18 protein-coding genes are annotated in these 19,694 nt (G+C 72.0%); 8 read left to right on the forward strand and 10 right to left on the reverse strand.

The window, feature by feature from the left end:
• Positions 1-51 precede the first annotated feature (51 nt).
• Positions 52-891, reverse strand: coding sequence for a TIGR04222 domain-containing membrane protein (locus tag LHJ74_RS13200; protein ID WP_260218159.1), 840 nt, complete (start codon positions 889-891; stop codon positions 52-54).
• 74 nt (positions 892-965) lie between these two features.
• The gene (locus LHJ74_RS13205; RefSeq protein WP_260218160.1) at positions 966-1,748 is read right to left on the reverse strand and encodes a peptidyl-tRNA hydrolase; all 783 of its coding nucleotides are present in this window, start codon (positions 1,746-1,748) and stop codon (positions 966-968) included.
• 62 nt (positions 1,749-1,810) lie between these two features.
• On the opposite strand from LHJ74_RS13205, the gene LHJ74_RS13210 reads away from it, so the two are divergent.
• Together LHJ74_RS13210 and LHJ74_RS13215 are read left to right on the forward strand one after the other, a co-directional pair.
• A complete protein-coding gene (locus LHJ74_RS13210) occupies positions 1,811-2,728 on the forward strand; it encodes an ABC transporter ATP-binding protein (RefSeq protein ID WP_260218161.1) in 918 nt (305 codons plus the stop codon).
• Positions 2,725-3,393: an ABC transporter gene (locus tag LHJ74_RS13215; protein ID WP_260218162.1), complete on the forward strand. Its 669-nt coding sequence runs from the start codon at positions 2,725-2,727 to the stop codon at positions 3,391-3,393. Before LHJ74_RS13210 ends, LHJ74_RS13215 begins: the two co-directional genes overlap by 4 nt.
• Before the next feature lie 82 nt (positions 3,394-3,475).
• Here LHJ74_RS13215 and LHJ74_RS13220 read toward each other — a convergent pair whose 3' ends face one another.
• The 5 genes from LHJ74_RS13220 to aztB all read right to left on the reverse strand — a co-directional run bounded on the left by LHJ74_RS13220 (position 3,476) and on the right by aztB (position 8,662).
• Positions 3,476-4,240: a class I SAM-dependent methyltransferase gene (locus LHJ74_RS13220; protein WP_260218163.1), complete on the reverse strand. Its 765-nt coding sequence runs from the start codon at positions 4,238-4,240 to the stop codon at positions 3,476-3,478.
• 31 nt (positions 4,241-4,271) lie between these two features.
• The gene (gene aztD / locus LHJ74_RS13225; protein WP_260218164.1) at positions 4,272-5,453 is read right to left on the reverse strand and encodes a zinc metallochaperone AztD; all 1,182 of its coding nucleotides are present in this window, start codon (positions 5,451-5,453) and stop codon (positions 4,272-4,274) included.
• A gap of 94 nt (positions 5,454-5,547) precedes the next feature.
• Entirely contained in the window at positions 5,548-6,525 is a 978-nt protein-coding gene (gene aztC / locus LHJ74_RS13230; protein ID WP_260218165.1) for a zinc ABC transporter substrate-binding protein AztC, read from the reverse strand.
• Positions 6,522-7,790, reverse strand: a complete 1,269-nt coding sequence (locus LHJ74_RS13235) for a hypothetical protein (protein ID WP_260218166.1) — start codon at positions 7,788-7,790, stop codon at positions 6,522-6,524. The genes aztC and LHJ74_RS13235 overlap by 4 nt, the downstream gene beginning before the upstream one ends.
• Complete coding sequence (aztB, locus tag LHJ74_RS13240) at positions 7,787-8,662, reverse strand: zinc ABC transporter permease AztB (protein WP_260218167.1); 876 nt, start codon at positions 8,660-8,662, stop codon at positions 7,787-7,789. The genes LHJ74_RS13235 and aztB overlap by 4 nt, the downstream gene beginning before the upstream one ends.
• 48 nt (positions 8,663-8,710) lie before the next feature.
• On the opposite strand from aztB, the gene aztA reads away from it, so the two are divergent.
• Positions 8,711-9,469 (forward strand): zinc ABC transporter ATP-binding protein AztA, encoded by a 759-nt coding sequence (gene aztA / locus LHJ74_RS13245; protein WP_260218168.1) that lies wholly within the window; start codon positions 8,711-8,713, stop codon positions 9,467-9,469.
• A 49-nt stretch (positions 9,470-9,518) separates the two neighbouring features.
• On the opposite strand, the gene LHJ74_RS13250 is transcribed toward aztA, so the two are convergent.
• Both LHJ74_RS13250 and zapE read right to left on the reverse strand, forming a co-directional pair.
• Positions 9,519-10,895: an alkaline phosphatase PhoX gene (locus LHJ74_RS13250; RefSeq protein WP_260218169.1), complete on the reverse strand. Its 1,377-nt coding sequence runs from the start codon at positions 10,893-10,895 to the stop codon at positions 9,519-9,521.
• Positions 10,896-11,035: 140 nt separating this feature from the next.
• Entirely contained in the window at positions 11,036-12,148 is a 1,113-nt protein-coding gene (gene zapE / locus LHJ74_RS13255) for a cell division protein ZapE (protein WP_260218170.1), read from the reverse strand.
• A 279-nt stretch (positions 12,149-12,427) separates the two neighbouring features.
• Here zapE and LHJ74_RS13260 point away from each other — a divergent pair, with 279 nt between their 5' ends.
• From LHJ74_RS13260 to msrB, 4 genes are all read left to right on the forward strand, one after another.
• On the forward strand, positions 12,428-13,291 hold the full coding sequence (locus LHJ74_RS13260; protein WP_260218171.1) for a dihydrofolate reductase family protein: 864 nt from the start codon (positions 12,428-12,430) through the stop codon (positions 13,289-13,291).
• 115 nt (positions 13,292-13,406) lie between these two features.
• Complete coding sequence (locus tag LHJ74_RS13265) at positions 13,407-13,874, forward strand: indole-3-glycerol phosphate synthase (RefSeq protein ID WP_260218172.1); 468 nt, start codon at positions 13,407-13,409, stop codon at positions 13,872-13,874.
• Positions 13,875-14,198: 324 nt separating this feature from the next.
• A complete protein-coding gene (murC, locus tag LHJ74_RS13270) occupies positions 14,199-15,590 on the forward strand; it encodes a UDP-N-acetylmuramate--L-alanine ligase (RefSeq protein ID WP_260218173.1) in 1,392 nt (463 codons plus the stop codon).
• A 116-nt stretch (positions 15,591-15,706) separates the two neighbouring features.
• Positions 15,707-16,114: a peptide-methionine (R)-S-oxide reductase MsrB gene (msrB, locus tag LHJ74_RS13275; RefSeq protein WP_260218174.1), complete on the forward strand. Its 408-nt coding sequence runs from the start codon at positions 15,707-15,709 to the stop codon at positions 16,112-16,114.
• Positions 16,115-16,193: 79 nt separating this feature from the next.
• Here msrB and LHJ74_RS34170 read toward each other — a convergent pair whose 3' ends face one another.
• Complete coding sequence (locus tag LHJ74_RS34170; RefSeq protein ID WP_311203291.1) at positions 16,194-17,870, reverse strand: adenosine deaminase family protein; 1,677 nt, start codon at positions 17,868-17,870, stop codon at positions 16,194-16,196.
• 563 nt (positions 17,871-18,433) lie between these two features.
• Here LHJ74_RS34170 and LHJ74_RS13290 point away from each other — a divergent pair.
• Positions 18,434-19,249 (forward strand): hypothetical protein, encoded by an 816-nt coding sequence (locus tag LHJ74_RS13290; RefSeq protein WP_260218175.1) that lies wholly within the window; start codon positions 18,434-18,436, stop codon positions 19,247-19,249.
• Positions 19,250-19,694: the final 445 nt, after the last annotated feature.

The raw sequence follows: 19,694 nt of genomic DNA on the forward strand, positions 1-19,694 counted from the left end.
GCGCGTGCCGGGGCACGCGGGCCCACCGGCCGCGTGCTGGCCGCGCGGCGGTCAGCGGTGCCACAGCGGGCGGAGCGGTGCCCGGCCGCCGCCGAGCGCGGCGCGCAGCTCCGGCTCGGCGAGCACGGCGGGGCCGTGGACGGCCAGTGCGGTCAGTTCCGCACGGCCGTCCCGTACCGGCGCGGCAGTGCCGGTGCTGGTACCGGTGCCACCGGAGGCAGTGCCCGCCCGGGGCAGCTGCCGCAGGCCGGCGGGCGAGGCCCAGCGGGTGTACTCCCGCACCTCGTAGCGCGCGATGACCAGCGCCCCGAGGACGAGCACCAGCGGGAGCGCGAACCAGAGGGCCACCGTGCCGGAGCTCTGGCCGTCCTCCAGCAGCAGCAACGCCACCAGGCCGGTCACCGGCACCAGCACCGCCGTACCGCGCAGTTGCCGGATCGCGGCGGCGAGGTGCGCACGTATCTCACCGGGTACGGCGAGCCCGGCGGCGGTCAGCCGGTCAGCCAGCGTGCGCACGGAGTCGGCGGTGGCGACCGCCGACCGCACCGGCGGCACGGGGGACTGGCCGCCGGGACCGACCGCGCTGATCACCGTACGTTCCATGTCGTCGCGGCCGCGGTGATCGACGACAGTGGCCCAGCCGGTGTGCGCGAGCAGCAGCCGGCGGTCCCGTGACATCGACACCAGGGTGAGGTCCGCGAGGCGGTGCGGGCCGCCGGAGAGGAACGCGGTCTCGTAGAGGGTCAGCCGCCGGCCGGTGGCGGCCTGGCCCGCCACGGCGGGCGGCGGAGCGGCGGCAGCCGCAGCGGTCACGGTCAGCGCCGCATGGCACAGCCGCCCGCAGGCCGCGAACGCGGCCGCCCAGGCGGCGAGAAGGAAGAGCACCCACATGTCTGCGTTCTACCCGGAGTCGCCCCGGAGCGCCAGGACATATCCACACGGTGGACGGCCGCGCGGCGCCAGGCTCAGCGGCGCAGGGCGGGATGGTCCGCGACGACGGTGCAGGTGCCCGGGGCGATCTCGGTGAAGCCCGCGTCCTGGACGAGGGGCAGCCCCGATCCGGTGAGCCGTGCCCACCGTTCGGCCGATTCCGCCGCACGCACCGAGAGCGGGAACCCCGCCCTGAGCCAGTCGGCGCGTGCCCCTGGATCCAGCGCCCACCATGCGCACTGGGCCCCGTGTCCGGCCTGCGCCATGGCCTTTCCCGCGGACATCTCCAGCTCCGGGTTCAGCCACAGCACCGGCACCGGGGCGGTCTCCGGGGCGGTCTCCGAGCGAGGGGCCGGGCCGGGGCCCGGTTCCGGATCGGCCAACTCGGTGCCGGACACCTGGAGCCGCGCCAGATCCTTCGGCCAGGCGTCCAGCGGCACGGGCGGGAACACCCGCACCTCGGCGCCGCGTCCCGTGACCGTGAGGCCGGGCAGCGCCTCGGCCCGGCGCCACTCGGCGCCCCGCGCCCGCCGCACCACCTTGCGGATGCCGCGCTCCTCCCAGACCCGCACCCGCTCGCACCACTCGCCGTCGGCTGCTGCCGTGCGCGGATCGGCGAGCAGCGTCAGCACGGCGCGGGCGGCCGTCTCCAGCGCGTCCGTACGGGCCGGGGGTGCGGCCCGCTCGATCCGGACGACAAGCGGCAGTACGTACAGGGTGCGTGCGGGTGCGTCCCCGTCCCTGCCTCCGGGGTCGGGGTCGGGGCCGGGGTCAGGTGCGGGCGCGGCGTGGGCGGAGGTCGGACCGGTCTCGTTCACCTGGCAAGTCTGCCAGCCGGAGGGAACCTTGCCCGAGGCGGACAGGCCCTTAGGATCGAGCGATGAGACTCCGGGATGTCGGCCGCCGCTACGGCCCGCGCGGACCCTGGGTGTTGCGGGGCGTGGACGTCGAACTGCCCGGCGCCGCGCTGCTGCGGGTGGTGGGCGGGAACGGCACCGGCAAGTCCACGCTGCTGCGGCTCCTCGCCGGTATCGACGCCCCCTCCGCGGGCCGGATCACCGGGCGCCCCCGGCCTGCGGCGTACGTGCCGGAGCGGTTTCCGGCAGCCCTGCCGTTCAGCGCGGCCGGTTATCTGACGCATCTGGCGCGGGTGCAGGGGCTGCGCCGGGGCGCGGCGAAGCGGGCGGCCGAGGAGTGGCTGGAGCGGCTGGGCGCGGGCGGCTATGCCCGGACGCCGATGACCGACCTGTCCAAGGGCGGCAGCCAGAAGGTCGCCGTCGCCCAGGCCCTGCTCGCCGAACCGGAGCTGCTCGTCCTGGACGAGGCGTGGACGGGGCTCGACTCCGCCGCCCGCGCGGAGCTGGACCGTGCCGTGGCCGAACGGGTCGCTGCGGGCGGCACCGTGGTCTTCGTCGACCACGATCCCCGGCGGCTGGCGGGCGCAGCACACGGGCTGTTGCGGGTGGCGGGCGGCCGGGTGGAGGCGTCGGCCCTGAACGGACCGGGGTGCGGCGAGGGCACGGAGCCCGTCCCGTTGGGCCCGTCCGCCGTGGTGACGGTGTCCGGCCCGGCCGGTGCGTCGCTGCCCGCCGGGCTGCCCGCTGGCCTCCCCGGCGGGCCGGGCAGCACGCCGGGTCCCGGCGGTACGCTGCGGCTGACCGTCGCCGCGCCGTACTCCGACGCGCTGCTGCGTGCTCTGCTGGCGGCCCGTCCGCCCTGGCACATTCACGCAGTCGAACCGGCTCCCGGCCCCGATCCGGCTCGTGGCAGTGCCACGGAAGGCGGCCCGCATTCATGAACGCCCTGGTCCGCTACCAGCTCGCTCTGCTGCTGCGCTCGCAGCGCTGGCTGCCGCCGCTGCTGCTGTACGCGGTTTTGGTGGCTGTCGGTGTCCAGCAGGGCCAGCCGCTGCTGGACTCGCTGGGCTACGCCGCCGCCGTGCTGCTGCCGGTGACCGCGTGGCTGGTGCGCATCTGCGTGACCGGTGAACCGGAGGCAGCACGCCACTGCGCCGCTGCAGCCGCCGGGCCCGGCCGTACGCACCTGTCGAGCCTGCTGGCGGCGCTGGTGGCGGCCACGGTGCTCGGCTGTGCCGGGACGCTCGTGGTGACGATGATCAGCGATCCGCACACCGGCGACGGCCGGACCGCCGTGCCGCTGCCCCTCGCGGCGGCCGCGGGTTTGCTGACGGCGCTCACCTGCGCACTCTTCGGCACGGCGGTCGGCGCCCTGTGCAACCGGCCGTTCCTGCGCAGCCCCGGCTGGGCGATCTCCGCGATGCTGCCGACCGTGCTGCTGGTGCTGGTCGTCGGGGTCTCGCCCGCGAACGCGGCGGTGCGCGGGCTGGTGACCGCCTCGCACGACGGGGAGGTACCGGTGCCATGGCTGCCGTTCACCGCCGCCGTGCTGGCGGCGGCGCTGGCGGCGGGTGCGGCCTGTCTGCTGGTCCCGCGCCGCCGGTGACAGGGGCGGGGGCCGCAGCTTCCCTCAGCTGCGGCCCCCGCCCGCGCGGCTCACCCCGCATCCCCGGCAGTCGCGCGGGGAGTCAGCGGGTGATCAGCTGGAGTCCGTGAGCGGAGTCACCGGCGGTGACGCGCAGCCCGTGGCCGGCCAGTTCGGCCGCCAGCCGCTCTGGCGTGAAGACGTACCACAGGTCCGAGGCGGTGAACTCGTCGACGAGCCTGCCGTCCTCCGTCGTGCGGTAGGTCATGTGCCAGGTCACCGCCTCCTCACCGGCCGGTTCGGCTGCCGCGGTGCCGGTGTAGCCGCGGCGTCCGAGGGTCACCTCGCCCATCGCCGCGGCGGGTACGGATTCCGGCCGGGTGGGCGGGTAGAGATTGAGCACCGCCAGGCCGCCCGCGTGCAGCTTCGCGGCCAGGATCCCCCACAGCGCCCTGCGCTCGCCCGGCGGCAGGTGCCCGATCACGTTCATGGCCACCAGCCCGGAGATGCGTTCGGGCAGCGCGGCGGACAGCACGTCGGTACCGAGCACCGTGACGCGTCCGGCGAGGTCCGCGTCTCCGGCGATCCGGGCCACCAGGGCCGTGCGCAGCGCGGGATGCGGTTCCACCGCGAGGATCTCGGCGTCGGGCAGTGCACGGGCGAGGGCGGCCGTGCTCTCTCCGCTTCCGGCTCCGACGTCCACCACGGGTCCCGTGGAGGTGTCGAGGCCGTCGAGTGCGCGGCTGAGCGCCGGGCCGAGTGCGGCCCAGGCCGCCGGGAGCAGAGTCGCCACGAACTCGGCGGTGCGGTCGTAGAAGGTGCGGTCGTGGAAGGTGTGGAAGTCGTCAGGTGTCGTCGCGTCGGTCATTCAGCCTCCAAGGCGGTGGGGGAAGGCCGGTTCAGTCCTGCACGCCGGTCAGTTCGTTGGGCGACTCGGGCAGCGTCACCTCGCTGAGCTGCTTCCCGGATTCGATGTCGATGGCGTGGAGCTTCTTCGTCGAGGGGTCGGAGACGTACGCGGTGTGGTCGCGTACGAAGATCGCCGGGCGGGGCTGCTGCCAGTCCAGCGGCTCCTGCCACTTGTCCATGACGGGGATGGTGTCCTCGGTCTTGCCGGTCTCCGGGTCGATGACATGGATCTTCCCGTCGGTGCCCAGCACCAGGGCCTCGCCGTGCGGGCCGCGCGCGAGTGAGCGGAAGGTGTAGCTGGTGCCCAGGTCGACGAGCTTGAGTTTGCCGGTCTCGGTGTTGATGAGGGAGATCTGCTCCGGCCGCTCCAGCTCGGCGTCCGCGTCCTTCTTGTAGTCGCCCAGCACGATCGGGGAGGCGTCGGTGCCCGCCTGATTGCCGATCCGGCCGTACTCCGTGGGGCTCTTCACCTTGGTGATGGAGCCGTCCTGGTAGATCAGGGCGCCGTTCTCGCAGCCGATGACGACGGCCTCGTCCTGTGCGGTGGCTTCACCGTGGACGCCGGGGCACTTCTCGTCGCGGGCGATCTCCTTCTTGCGGTCCTTGCCCAGGACGCGGATGCCGACCCCCTTCTCCTCGTTCCCGAGAGTGGTGACCAGTTCGCCGTTCTCCAACTCGATGGCGACTCCGTGATGGGGGGGACCGGCGAAGTTTTCGCTCTTCGGCTTTCCGTCACCGAGGTCCTGGGGGTCGAAGAGAGTCACCTCTCCGGTGCCGTCCGAGAAGAGGACGGTCTTTCCCGCGTGGCGCACGACATGGCCGGGCTTGGCACCCTTGAACTCCACCTTGGTGAGTTTCTTTCCCGCGGCGTCCAGGACCCGGAATCCGGTCGAGGTGGAGACCATCACATGGCGGTCGTCACCTGCGGGATTCACCCGGTTGAAGCCTTCGAGAGGTATGTCCTCGGCGACCTTGAGGGTTTTGCCATCGAGTATGTAGAGACCGCCGTCGTAGGTGGCGACGAGGGGCTCCGCGACCTTGGCGGCCGGCTTGGCGCTGCTCTTGTCCGAGGCGGAGTCCTCGTCTTCGCCGCCGCAGGCGGTGAGGACGACGGAGGAGGCCAGGATCGCGGCTATGCCGCTCAGCTTTCTCCTGCGGGTGGCGCGGTTCATTCCGGGGTTCCTTTCTGAGGGCCGCTGCCGGTGTGGCAGTGGCAGGGGCAGTGGCGAGGTGAGGCGCGCGGATTGCCGCCTTCGGCCGTGCTTGCTACGGGTTCTTCAGTGTTTTCAGTCCGTCCGCGATCGCCTTGGTGTTGGCCCGCATCATCTGCAGATAGGTGGCGGCCCCCTCGCCCTTGGGGGTGAGGGATTCGGAGAAGAGCGGGATCACCCGCACCTCCAGATCGCTTTCCTCCTTGAGTACCTTGGCCAGCCGGTCCGGCTGTGAGGAGTCGACGAATATGGCAGGGGTGCGGGCCTTCTCGATCGCGGAGCTCAGCGACTCCAGGTCGGCGGCGCTCGGGGAGGCAAGGGTCGTACCGCTGGGAATGACGGCGCCGATCACACGGAAGTGGTACCGCTCGGCCAGGTAACCGAACACATGGTGGTTCGTCACCAGGTTGCGTTCTTCCTCCGGTATTTCACCGAAGCGTTTCCGCATCCACGAATGCAGTCCGTCCAGTTTCTTTCCGTAGGCCGCCGCGTGCGCCTTGACGGCTTTCTTGTCGACGCCGTCGACGTGCTTCGCCACCTCCTCGCCGAGCAGTTCCGCCGCTGCCTCGACGCGCTGCGGGTCGGTCCAGAAGTGCGGATCGGGCTCGCCCTTCGTACCGCCCGACGCGTACGGAAGGGGATCGGTCCGCTCCCCGACGGCGACGGTCGGAACGCCGGAGCTCTCGGCCGCGTCGACATGGCGCAGGACGTTCTCCTCCAGCCCGAGGCCGTTGTAGACGACAAGGTCGGCCTGCTCGATCTCCGCCGCCTGCCTGGCCGAGACGCCGAAGGAGTGCGGGTCGGCGTTCGCCTTCATCAGGACGGTGACGTCGGCCTGGTCGCCCACGACGTTGCGGGTGACGTCGCCGAGGATGTTCGTGGTGACGACAATGGCGGGCCGGTCGCCCGCGCTGCCCGTACAGCTGGTGGTCAGCCCCGCCACCAGCGCGCAGACCAGGGCGGCGCCCGCCGTGCGTGCGGCTGCCGTGCGTGCGGCTGCCGTGCGTGCGCCCGCCGTGCGTGCGGCCCTCATCGCCCGGTCTCCACCATGTGCGTGGGGGCGAAGTCGAGCGGGAAGGTGCGGGCCAGCCGCAGATCATCGTTGTAGTCGATCTCGTAGACCTTCTTGCCCGCCGCGTCGTTGAGATAGGCGCGACTGGTGTCGATCTCGATGGACGCCCCCGGCACCCCCGCCCCCGCGTCCTTGCCGCCGGGCGGCGACATCAGCTCGACACGCGCGGTCACCTTGCCGGTGCCGGTGTCGTACGCCCGCAGCACGCCCTTGTCGTCGAGTGCGAGGAGCGGCGCACCCTCACCCGCGGTGTTCACGGCGAGGGCCGGCCCGGTGTCCACCCTCTTCCAGGTCCGCTCCGTGACGTCGAGCAGCCAGGTGCCGTCGTCGCCCGCCCGGGCGGCCAGGGTCGTGCTGCCCGGCCGGTGCTGGAAGGTGTGGGCCCGCTCTTCGGCGTCCACCTGTGCGTCGTAGGCGATCTTCTCGCTGTCGAAGCCGCCCTTCGCCTCGGTGACCAGCAGGGCGCCGTCCGCGCACGCGTAGACGACACCCCTGCGGGTTACCGCCGCTCCCCGGATCTCAGGGCACGGCGTGCGGAGCCGCTCCACCCGGCCGCCGTCCCGGTCGCGCACCTCCACGACGGCCTTGCCGCCGTCACCCGGCACGGGCACGGGCACGAGAAGGTGCTCCTCGTACGGCATGACAGCCCCCGCTTCGGCCTTGCCCGGTATCTTCCGGGCCTTGCCGACGGAGCCGTCCTCCAGCTTCGTCCGGTCGTAGAGACGGGCGGTGCCGTCGGCGGCGGAGACCGCCGTGACCGCCTTGTCGCTGTGGACCGCCAGCGGGGCCTTCCCGGGTACGGTGCCGACGTCGCGGATCTTCGCCCGGTAGTAGTGCACGTGGTCGCCGTGCGGGACCGTCCACGTGCCGCTGTCGACGACGCTCGCCTCCGAGCCGGTGCCGATGAAGGCGAACCGCCCGTCGGTGGTGATGCCCTGGGCGTCCGGAGTCTTCCCGGCGGGAGTGGTGTCGCCGGTGGTGAGGTCGAGTATCCGGACCGATCCGGAGCCCGCGTCCGCCATCACCAGGCGCGACTGCTGCTCCGCGGCCTCCTCCGCCCCTTCGACATATCCGTGGGGCTGGGCAGAGGGGGACTTCTCGGCGGCATCGGCGCCGGAGTGGGTGTCCGAGCCGGCGTCGGAGCCGGACTGGCAGGCCGTCAGCAGTGCCGCCACGGCGAGCAGGGCGGACAAGGCGGCGGACGGGCGGGTCGATGGGGGAGTCATGATGAGTGCTCGCATTCCATGCGGGTGTCGATCGCGGGCGCGGCCCGTGGGGCGCGTGCCCGGTGGTGAAGCCGGGCGGCGAGGGTGGAGAGCAGGAACTGCACGACCGCGACGGCGGCGATCGTCGCGCCTGCGGCGGTGCTCAGATGCCAGGACAGGAGCAGGCCGAAGAAGGTCGCCGTCATGCCGAGGAGCGCGGCTCCGGCCATCACCGCCGGGATGCGCCGCGCCCAGTGGAGGGCGGCGGCCGGCGGTGCGATGAGCAGGCCGAAGACCAGCAGCGTCCCGACGATGTGGAACGAGGCCACCAGGGCGAGGGTCAGCAGCCCCAGCAGCGCGGCATGGGCGGCCCGGGGGCGCAGGCCCAGGGTGTGGGCCTTGCGTTCGTCGAAGGCCAGGGCGACGAAGGGCCGGTAGCCGACGACGGAGACGGCCAGGGCGACGCCCAGCGCGACGGCGAGCAGGATGAGATCGCGCTCCCGGACCGCGAGGACGTCTCCGAAGAGGAACCCGGTCAGATCCACGGCGAAGGACTGGGAGCGCGAGACGATGATCACGCCCAGCGACAGCATGCCGACGAACAGCAGTCCGATGCTGGTGTCCTGGGACAACCGCGGCGACCGGCCCAGCACAGTGACGCCGAGGGCCATCACCCCCGCGCTGACCGCCGCGCCGAGCAGCAGATTGCCGCCGAGGAGCGAGGCGGTCGCGACACCGGGCAGCATGCCGTGCGACATGGCGTCGCCGAGGAACGCCATGCCCCGGAGGACCACCCAGGTGCCCGCGAGGGCGCAGATCAGCGACACGAGGATGCCGCCCCACAGGGCCCGCTGCACAAAGGTCACTTCAAGAGGACCGACCAACCACTCCATGCGGCCGACCCTATAATGAAAACGATTATCAATTCAATGAAGGGTTGAGTGGTGGACACTCCAGAGGCTTCGGCAATCACGCTCCGCGGGGTATCCGCGGGCTACGGCTCGCGACGGGTCCTGCACCAATTCCACGGCGCCATACCGGCGTTGGCGGACACGGTGGTCGTCGGCCCGAACGGCTCCGGGAAGTCCACACTGCTCGGCGTGATCGCCGGTGTGACGCCGACGACAGCGGGGACGGTCCAGCACGGCGCCGGCATGGGCACCGGCTGCGGCATGGGAACCGGCATGGGCAGCGCCGCGCGGCCCGCCTTCGTCGTGCAGCGCAGCGCGGTCTCCGACGTCCTGCCGCTGACGGCGCGGGACACCGTCGCGATGGGGCGCTGGGACCGTCTCGGCCTGTGGAAGCGGCTGTCGGCGCGCGACTGGTCGGTCGTCGACACGAGCATGGAACGGCTCGGCGTGCGCGACCTCGCCGGACGGCAGCTCGGCGAACTCTCCGGCGGCCAGCGCCAACGCGTCCTGGTCGCCCAGGGCCTGGCGCAGGAAGCGGGCCTGATCCTCCTCGACGAACCCACCACCGGCCTCGACCTGGCGGCACAGCGCCGGATCGCCCAGGTGATCGGAGAGGTGAAGTCAGAGGGCGTCACGGTCGTCCAGGCGACCCACGATCTGGCGGCGGCGCGCCGAGCGGACCACTGCCTGCTCCTTCAGGACGGCCGTCTTGTCGGCGAGGGGGCGCCCGCCGCCGTGCTCACGGACGCCGCCCTCGAAGAGGTGTGGCAACTGCCCCGGCGAGTCTGACCCGCCCGCCCGAGGGGGCGGGCGGGTCAGGGGGCTGCCCGACAAACTCTCAGTGCCGCCAGGGGCCGGTGACCGCGAACGTCGTGCCGGGGGTGTAGCAGTTGACGAACATCGTCTGGCCGCCCGGCGAGAAGGTGACGCCCGCGAACTCGCCCCACTCCGGCTCCTCGGGCGTGCCGATGTTCTGCCTGCCCCGCGCCATCGGATAGACCGTGCCGCGCCTGGTCAGGCCGTAGACATGCTGGACTCCCGCGCCGTCCTCGCAGACCATCAGACCGCCGCTCGGTGCCAGAGCGATGTTGTCCGGCTCCTCGCCCGGCATGTCCAGGTCGCTCTCCGGACCGAAGATGACGACCAGCGTGAGGCTGTTGTCCTCCGGGTCGTAGCGCCAGATCTGCCCGTAGTGGTCCCCGCCGGAGCCTTCCGCGCTCTTGGCGAAGCTGGAGACGAAGTAGACGGAGCGCCCGCCCCAGTAGCAGCCCTCCAGCTTCTGGGCGTGGGTGGCGCCCTTGAGGCCGAAGTCCTGATGGCGGATGGGCGTCTCCGCGGCCAGTGGATCCGGCACCTCGACCCACTCGATGCCGTCGAAGGTGGTGCCGGGCTCCGTCACCACCGACAGGTCCGGTACCTCCGGCACCCGCATGGCCTCCAGCACGCCACCGGCGCGCAGCGAGTCGAAGCCGCGGAGCGGGCGCCGCGGAAGAAAGCGGTAGAAGAGCCCGAACGGCGCCTCGAAGGCGTCCTCGGTCTCGTAGACGATGCCGTTGGACGGATCGATCGCGACGGCCTCGTGCTGGAATCGGCCCATCGCGGTGAGCGGCTCGGGGACGGTGCGGTGCTCCTTGCGGAAGCCGACTTCGAAGATGAAGCCGTGGTCCTTGGCGTAACCCTCCTCACCGGCCTTGTACTCGGTCTCCTCGCAGGTCAGCCAAGTGCCCCAGGGGGTGTGCCCGCCCGCGCAGTTGGTGGAGGTGCCGGCGATGCCGACGCGTTCCGTGCGTACGCCGTGGTGCCGGTCCAGCTCCAGCACCGTGCAGCCGCCCTCGGCGCGGGGGTCGTAGGTGAGTCCCTCGACGGCGGGGACGGGTGCTCTCGAGTCCATCCGGTTCTCGTGGTTGCGCACCAGCCAGAGCGAGTTGTGGCGGCGGCTGTCCCCGAAGGCGGCCATGCCGTCGGGGTTGCTGGGCACCGGGCCCTCGCCCGAGCGCATCGCGTCGCCCTCGCGGGAGAGCACCTTGTACCGGAAGCCCCTGGGCAGGTCGAGCAGCCCGTCCGGGTCCGGGAGGAGAGGGCCGTAGCCGCTCCCTCCGCCCGTCCCCTGGGCGTGGGCCGTACCCGCGAAGACATCTGGAATGCTCCCGGCGAAGGCGATACCCGCCCCCAGTGCACCGGTTCCTGCGAGGATCTGCCGACGTGTCGTGGCCATCGTTCACTCTCCCTGTTGGCGGACAGGACGAACTGAGTACGTGTGTCTACCACGCGAACCGTCCCCGCAGCACTAGGCACGACACGATTGCCCGCCAGGAGAGCGTCTGGGGCTCCGGTCTCCAGCCGGCCCGCCTCCGCCTACGCGGCTCGCGTCAGCCGCTCTCCGTCACGGGCGAGAGCGGTCAGCCGGGAGATCGCCCGGAAGTACTTCTTCCGGTAACCGCCGCGCAGCATCTCCTCGCTGAAGAGCTGGTCGAACGGCACCCCGGACGCGAGGAGCGGCACCTCACGGTCGTAGAGCCGGTCGGCGAGCACCACGAGGCGCAGCGCCGTCGCCTCGTCGGGCACCGGACGCACACCGGTGAGGCAGACGGCCGCCAGCCCCTCGCACATGGCCCCGTAACGGCTGGGATGGACCTGGGCGAGATGGGTCAGCAGTGCGGGGAAGGCGTCGAGCGTGGCGCCGGGCGTCCGGCGGGCGGCCCGTACGGTCTCCTCGTCGCCGCTCGGCTCCGGCGCCTCCGGCATGCCCCGGTGCCGGAAGTCCTCGCCGTCGATGCGCAGCGGCGTGAAATGGGCGGAGAGGCCCTGTATCTCGCGCAGGAAGTCGGTGGCGGCGAAGCGGCCCTCGCCGAGTCTGCCGGGCAGCGTGTTGGACGTGGCCGCCAGTGCCACGCCCTCCTCGACAAGTCTGCTGAGCAGCGAGGAGACCAGCACCGTGTCGCCCGGGTCGTCCAGCTCGAACTCGTCTATGCACAGCAGGGCGTGGCCGCTCAGAGTGTCCACGGTCTGCTGGAAGCCGAGGGCACCGACCAGGTTCGTCAGCTCCACGAAGGTGCCGAACGCCTTCCGCTCCGGAGGGGCGGGCGCCGCGTGCCAGACGGAGGCGAGCAGGTGGGTCTTGCCGACGCCGTATCCGCCGTCGAGGTAGATGCCGCGGGGGCTTTCGCCCTGGTGCGCGGTACCCCGCCCGCGCTCCCGCCGGAACCAGCGCTTCCGGCCGCGGCCGGCCTGCGGGGCACCGTCGAGCCCCGTACCGAAGGCGGTCAGCGCCTGGACGGCCGCCTGCTGGCTGGGCTGGCCCGGGTCGGGTATGTATGTGTCGAAACGCACCGAGTCGAAGCGCGGCGGCGGCACCATCTCGGCTACCAGCCGTCCCGCGGGCACCCGCGGCGCGCGGGCGCACAGGGAGAGCGGGGATGAGGGTATGGACTCGGCTGCACGGGGGGCGGTGGTGGACACACCACTCATGCTACGGCGCCTTGACGACCTCCCCCGCGACAGGGCGCGGGCTCGCGGCGTCCTGCTGGGGCGAGGCCTCAGAGCCCCTGACAGAATGGGCGGTCGGCTTGCGACGTCTGGCACGCGCGCTCGCCGCGTTGTCGGAGTCGTCCATGTACGCCCAGTACGAGGACGATCCTCCGCCTTGCGAGCGCACGCACCAGACGCCGCAAGCTGATCGACCGCCCATTCTGTCAGGGGCTCTTAATGCGCGGGTGTGCGCCCGTGCGGCATGCCACACTGCGGCCTATGCGACGCCTGTTCCCGTCCGGCCAGCCCGCCGTGCCCACGGCGCCTGCCGCGCCCGCCGTTCCCGCTGCGACCGGAGTGTCCGCCGCTGCGGGGCAGACTGCCGGGTCCGGCGGCGAGTGGAGCCTCGACCGGCTCGCGGCTGCCTATGCCTACCCCGCCGTTGCCCGTCCCTGGCTGCGCGCGAACATGGTCAGCTCGCTGGACGGCGCGGCCCACCACGGCGGCCGCTCCCAGCCGCTGTCCTCACCGGCGGACATGCGGATCTTCGGGGTGCTGCGCGGGCTCGCCGACGTGGTGATCGTGGGCGCGGAAACGGTGCGACACGAGGGGTACCGTCCGGCCCGTGCGCGGGAGGCGTTCGCCGCCCTCCGGGCAGCGGCGGGCCAGGGCCCGGCACCGGCCATCGCGGTGGTGAGCGCGGGACTGGAGCTGGACTTCTCGGCGCGGCTGTTCACCGCCCCGCAGGTACCGACGCTGATCCTCACCGGGGCTGCGGCCCCGGTCGAGCGGGTACGGGCGGCGCGCGCCGCGGGCGCCGAGGTGCTGGTGGCGGGTGAGAGTGCCCGGGTGGACGCCGCCCGGGTGCCGTCCGTGCTGGCCGAGCGCGGTCTGACCCGGCAGCTGACCGAGGGCGGCCCCCGGCTTCTGAGCCAGTTGGCGGCGGCCGGGGCGCTCGACGAGTTGTGCCTGGCGGTGGCGCCGCGGGTGGCGCTCGGTACGGCGGCGCGGGTGATGCATGGTCCGGAGTCCGAGGTGCCCGCAGAATTCGTCCTGGAGTCGGTGCTGGAGGAGGACGGCTTCCTCTTCACCCGTTACCGAAGGCCCGGTGCGGCGTCGGCGGAGGCCGGTACGGCGGAATAGCTGATTCCGCTTAGCCTTGATCGGGCAGACTGAGAAGAGCGCAGTCCCGTGCGTTCGCGGGGCAGAATGGTTTCTGTCGGGGTCCGAGGGCCTCGCATAGAGAAGGGCACCTGTCGTGTTCACGACCGTGTTGATGATCGAGAAGCCGCTGGTGTCCGCCGACGTGGAGCTCGTCACCACCCTGCACGGGGACGAACCGGTCTCGTTCGTCGTGCTGATGCAGCCGCGCGGCGACCAGGACCGGCTGCTGCGCGCGCTGGACGACGTGGTGCTGGGCGAACTGGAGGAGGCCGTCCACGAGATCGAGGAACCGGAGGGCGGCGAGGACCGGCAGCCCGCACGGCTGGCGCTGGAGCACTCGCTGAAGTCCCTGCGGGAAGCGGGTGTGGAGGCGGTCGGCCAGATCGTCGAGAAACACCCCCTCGACCTGCTGACCTCGATCGTCTCCCAGACCGAAGCGGACGAGGTCGTCGTCCTGACCGCCCCGCACCTGGTGGAGGAGTTCTTCCACCGGGACTGGGCCTCACGGGCCCGCCACCGGGTCGGCGTCCCGGTGCTGAAGCTCTTCGCCCACTCGGAGTAGCTCTCAGTGCCGCGCCAGGCAGGGCCCGCCGCCCCGCTCGCCGTCCGGGCACGGCCCTCGGCCGCGTTGCCCGACCGGCCGAGCAGGCCCGCCACGAGGCCGATCGGGCGCCTTGCCGCTGACCGCAGCAGGACGCCTCGCTACCGGGTGAACCCTGCCTGACGCGGCAGTAGAGCGTGTTTGAGAAGTAGCGCCGAGCGCCCGGAGGCGGTCGGCGCTACTTCTCAAACACGCCCTGGCCCGGGGCCCGCCGACCGGCCGATAGGCTGGACGCGGCGCGAGCCGCCGCGCCCGCACACAGTGACGATCTGGGAGTCCTCCGCGATGACAGCCGTGCCGCCCGCCATGGAACGTCCGCACTTCATCGGCATCGGCGGCGCCGGAATGTCGGGGATCGCCAAGATCCTCGCCCAGCGCGGCGCCCGGGTCGCGGGAAGCGATTCACGGGAGTCCGAGAGCGTGCTGGCCCTGCGCGAGCGGGGCGCCACCGTGCACCTCGGGCACGACGCCTCGCATCTGGCCGAGGACGCCAGCTGCGTCGTCGTCTCCAGCGCCATCCGTGCCGACAACCCGGAGCTGGCCGCGGCCACCGGGCGCGGCATCCCCGTGGTGCACCGCTCGGACGCGCTGGCCGCCGTGATGGCGGACCACCGGGCGCTGGCCGTCGCGGGCACCCACGGCAAGACCACCACCACCTCGATGCTCGCCGTCAGCCTCCGCGCACTGGGCCTCGCCCCGTCGTACGCGATCGGCGGCGACCTGGACGTCCCCGGCTCGAACGCCGACCACGACACGGGCGAGATCTTCGTGGCGGAGGCGGATGAAAGCGACCGGAGCTTCCACAAGTACGCGCCCGAGGTCGCCATCATCCTCAACGTCGAGCTGGACCACCACGCCAACTACGCCTCGCTGGAGGAGATCTACGACTCCTTCGAGACCTTCGTCGGCCGGGTGCGGGAGGGCGGCACGCTCGTCGTCTCCGCCGACAACCCCGGTGCCCGCGAGCTGACCCGGCGGGTGCGCGCCGCGGGCGGCCCCCGCGTGCGTACGTACGGCGAGGCGGCCGACGCCGACGTCCGCGTGCTGAGGGTCACCCCCATCGGGCTCACCAGCGAGGTCACGGTCTCACTGGACGGCCGCGAGCTGACGTTCGCCGTCTCCGTACCGGGCAGCCACTACGCCCACAACGCGGTCGCCGCCCTCACCGCGGGCACCGCGCTGGGCATCCCGTCCGCCGGGCTCGCCGAGGCGCTGGGCGCGTACACCGGGGTGAACCGACGGCTCCAGCCCAAGGGCGAGGCCGGCGGCGTCCGGGTCATCGACTCCTACGCCCACCACCCGACGGAGATGACGGCCGACCTCGAAGCCATCAGGGGCGGCGCCGCGGACGGCCGGGTGCTGGTTCTCTTCCAGCCGCACCTGTACAGCCGCACCCAGGAGCTGGGCACCGAGATGGGCGACGCGCTCGCGCTGGCGGACGCGTCCGTCGTACTGGACATCTACCCGGCCCGTGAGGACCCGATCCCGGGGGTCACCAGCACGGTCATCACCGACGCGGCACGCGCGGCGGGGGCGGACGTGCACCTGGCGCCGTCGAAGGACGCGGCCCCGGAGCTGATCGCGGGAATGGCGAAGCCCGGGGATCTCGTTCTGACCATGGGGGCGGGCGACGTGACCGAGCTGGGCCCGCGGATCCTGGAGCACCTGTCGGACTGAGCGGGCCGGGTACCGAGCGGGCCCGGTTGCGGGACGACGCACCAGCTGACCAGCAGGCGACGGACCAGCAGGCGACGGACCAGCAGGCGACGGACCAGCTAAGAAGGAGCATGGCCATGGCGTACGAGAAGGACAAGCCGGACGAGCAGTGGCGCGCGGAGCTGTCCCCGGAGGAGTACCGCGTACTGCGCGAGGCGGGCACCGAGGCGCCGTTCCGCGGCGAGTACACGGACACCAGGACGACGGGTGTCTACAACTGCCGCGCCTGCGGTGTGGAGCTCTTCCGCTCCGACACCAAGTTCGAATCCCACTGCGGCTGGCCCAGCTTCTACGACCCGGCCGACACCTCGGCCGTCGAGCTCATCGAGGACAACTCGATGGGCGTGACCCGTACCGAGGTGCGCTGCGCGTCCTGCGGCTCCCATCTGGGCCATGTCTTCGAGGGCGAGGGCTACCCCACCCCGACGGACCAGCGCTACTGCATCAACTCCATCTCGCTCCGGCTCGCACCCGCCGAGAGCTGAGAGGCCTCTGCGCGGACGCCACACGCCCCGGCCCGGTCCACCCGCGTGGACGGGGCCGGGGCGCCGCTCAGCTCAGGGCTCAGCGTCGTACGCCGTGCCGCGCCTCGAAATCGGCGAGGTCCTGCTCCAGCTTCCACTGCAGGGCCGCCTTGGGGCTCTCCTCGATCATCGCCTGGCAGCGTGAGGTCGCCTCCCCCGCTCGGGGATCACTGCCCACGCAATCCCGCCCCGGCCGGTAGTCCCCAGGCCCCCGCCACAGGCTGTGGCCCTGCACGAAGGCGTGGTCCAGCGAGGCGCGGGCACTGGCCCGCAGCTCCCGGTAGCTCATGTGGTGCTCGGTGGCGGCCCGCTCGTACTCGTCCGTGATGTCGGTGCGCGAGACGCCCTGGTCGTCGGTTGCGAGGGCCACCGGCACGTCCGCGTCGAGATAGCGGCGCAGCGGATGCTCCGCGCCGCAGACTTCGAGGATCTGGCAGTTGCTGGTCAGCGGCACCTCGACGGCGACCTTCCGCCGGGCCATGCTGCGCAGCAGCTGCCCGGGGCGGTCCTCGCTCATGACCGAGACCCCGTGGCCGATGCGCTCGGCGCCCGCCGTACGGACCGCCTCGCGGATATGGAACCGCCGGTCCTCGGCCGAGGCCAGCTTCTCGGTGAGCTCACCCGCGTGCAGCGTCACACGCGCGGTCGGGTAGACGGTCTGGAGATAGCGGATCATCCGCATGTGGAGCCGGTAGTCGCGCAGGGCGACGGGGTCGTCCTCCGGCTGGACCAGATTGACGCCGACGTAGTACGGGTGGTTCTCGGCCATCAGGAAACCGGCGAGCAGCTGGGTGAAGACGTACTTCGGGTCGTACGCACGCCCCACCTGGAAGACGAAGCGGAGGTCGACGGCGCAGGCCGGTTCGGGGTCGCTGGTGGCGCAGCCGAGTTCGTCGTAGTACTCGCCGAGGTAGCCCTCGGTGTCGTTTGCCGCCTTCTCCACGTAGGTGTCCATGCCGTCCCCCGCGAGGAGGGTCTTCCGCATCTGCGCGAAGTCGGGGTTCCACTCCACGGCCTTGCCGAGCGCGGCCAGGTCCCCGCCGCGCGGGGTGAACAGCGGCTCCACATAGGACTGGCTGTTTTTGACGGCGGTCCGGGAGACGGCGGCCAGCAGCCTGCCCCGGTGCGTGTGTGTGACGGCGCCGAACTTGCCGAAGGCCGAGAAGAAGTGGTCGTGCCCGGACTCCTCGTCGGTCTCCTTGAAGTCCTCCATCGACCAGGCCCGGATCACCTGCTGCCGGAAGTCCCTGTCGTCCACGGCGTCCTGAGCGGGCCGCGCGCCGTCGGCGCATGGTGCCGGCACGGCCGTCATCGTCTTGTCGATGCACAGCCCGTCCCGGGCCGCGAGCTCGATCAGCGACTCGGTCGGCACGGCCCCGGACAGGTGGGTGTGCAGATCCCCGCCCTTCGGCATCTGCCGGAGGAAGTCGCGCAGCCGGGCGGGATCGCCACGCAGCCCGGCCATCCGCCGCGCGGTGGAGGCCCCGGCTCCGCTGTCCGGCCAGGCGGGCGCGGCGGCGGTGCCAGGGCTGGTTCCTGCGGCGGGCTGTGCTGCGCCGAGCTGCTCCACCCGGTCTCCGCCCTGCGGCGCGTCCTGCGGTGCGGCGAGGGCCGGAGCGCCGGGGATCAACGTGAGCCCCAGCGACGCGACGGTCATCAGGGCGGCCGCGAGGTGTCTGCGCCCGGTGCCGGAATGCCGGCTTCCAGAAGTGGTCATGGGTCAGGAATAGCGGAACCGCGCCGCGTCGCCCGTACCTTCACCCAACCGGCGGCGCGCCGCGAGCCGCTCCTACCTCCGCTCCCGTAGTCACGCGTCACAGCTGGCACCGCCCTCCGAGGCGTGCCGGTCCCGGCCCGCTGCGCTCGACGAGCACCCCAACGGAGACCGGCAAGGAACTTGCCGCCGGTGGGCAAAGCCTTGCGATACTGCCGGTGTTGCAAGGCCGAGTGGAAGGCCACCCCGGCGGGCGTGCACGGGGAAGGTCGCCCCTTCGGGGGCCTCAGTCCTATTCCGGCCATGGCACACGCCGACCTCGCAGGGCCATACAACAGCTACCCGGACGACCGGGAGGAGGAGAACACCGCGGTCGCCCCACACAGGAGTGGCCCGGACACGGCAAAGGGGCCGAGGAAGAGCTACCGAAGTAGCCCGGCACATCCTCCGGCCCCTTTTCACCAAACCAAATCCGAGAAGGCGCGCCCAGTGACGCACACCACGGACCCAGTAGCTACCAAAATAGCTTCCCGCCCGGGAGACGCCAACAGATGCCAAGGAGAACCATGATCCCCCGCGGCCGGAAGGTCATCACCCCTGCCGAGATCGCCCACCGCGCCGGTGTATCGCTGAGCACCTGGAGGCGCCGCGACGCCCCCAACTTCCACCAGCGCGTCAAAAGCCTGGTCCAGGGCCGGTACCTCGTCTACGACCTGGAGCAGACACTCGCCTACCTGGACGGCCAGCCCATCCAGGCCCTGCCCGCCGGCGAGCACCCCGACGACCTCCTCGACGACCGTGAGGTGGCCGCCCTCCTGGGCGTGGCCACCTCCACCGTCAGCGCCTACCGCACGCAGGGCTACCTCCCCAAGGGCACCCACCCGAAGGACGCCACCGGAGAGGACATCGCCAGCATCCGCGTCACTCCACGGCATCAGGTCGAGGCCCGCCGGGCCTCCCTGCCGGAGGGTCACACCCCGGGCAAGCGGGGCCGGCCTGTCGGCAGCGCAGCCCGAGACGAAACCGAGAAGCTGCTCGCCAGCGGCCAGGCCCTCTCCGGACGCGACGTCAACGCAGCCCTCCGCGTCTCCGTGGGCCACGGCAACCGGCTGCTGCGGGCCGCCGGCCGGGCCGCCGGCCGTGGTCGCCGCCACGACGTACAGGCCACCGACCGGCAGGAGCGCATCGCCCGCGTGCGAACACTGCTGGAGCAGACAGAGAAGACCCCGACACTCCAGCAGATCGCCGAGGAGGTGGGCGTGAGCAAGACCGAGGCGCACCGGCTGGTGCAGGCCGTCCGCGGGGACTCACCGATGACCTCGAAAGACCCGGACGGGTGGTCCGCCATGCCTCGGCCCTCGCCGCACCGGCAGTGCCCGTGAGTTGAAATCTTGTCGCTTTTCGTCATGCCCCGGATGAACCTCATGAATTCCACTTGCTGCATGGTCCGCCGAGGGGGTGGGGCCTTGGCCGGAGTCGGCGGTCCTCCCGTCGCGCCGCTGCCGAGAGCCATGTTTCACGCGTCAACCTGTGCTTCGGACCAGGCGGGCGGCGACGGAGAGGCGGGCACGGACCCATGTCACTCATCACATGGACGTTGAAGACACTGGGCGCCGTCGCGGCGTGCGGACTGGGGGCGACCGGTCTCTGCTCCCGCCTGCTGACCCTGCGCCGCGGCGGCGGACGGAGGGCGAATCGTGAGAAACGATGGGCCGAATCGGTGACACCTGGTCAGCAGGCCTGCCAGCAGCGCCCCCCGTACGGAAATCCGCGCGATACTCGAGGTACTCCCGGGCTTCCCGGTGAGAGCGAAAGACCCTGGTTCGA

The organism is Streptomyces gossypii (assembly GCF_025165795.1).
GTDB lineage: Bacteria > Actinomycetota > Actinomycetes > Streptomycetales > Streptomycetaceae > Streptomyces > Streptomyces gossypii.